1 protein-coding gene is annotated in these 239 nt (G+C 74.5%); it reads left to right on the top strand.

The window, feature by feature from the left end:
* Positions 1 to 239 (top strand): hypothetical protein (locus ACZ6JE_RS15550; RefSeq protein ID WP_464319532.1); only part of this gene is annotated, 239 nt, incomplete at both ends.

The following is a 239-nucleotide window of genomic DNA, read 5'->3' as shown; positions in this document are numbered from 1 at the left end:
CACCAGCAACATCGTGGCCCTCGATGTGCTGCGGGCGGCGCAGCGGGAGGGATCCTTGCCGGTGCTGCGGGCGCATGTGCATGGGCTGCTGGGTAATGGCGCGGCGCTGCCGGAAGCGCTGCCGGCCTTCGACCGGGCGGCGGCGCTGGCGCTGCGGGCGCAGGAGAATCCGGCCCTGGCCCGGCAGGCGGCGAGCGCGCTCTATCACGTGACGAGTGCGGCCGCGATGGCCTGGGAGG

It is taken from the genome of Frigoribacterium sp. AC759, from assembly GCF_979256015.1.
Note: the sequence above shows the minus strand (reverse complement) of the source record. Positions and strands in the feature narration are given on the sequence as shown.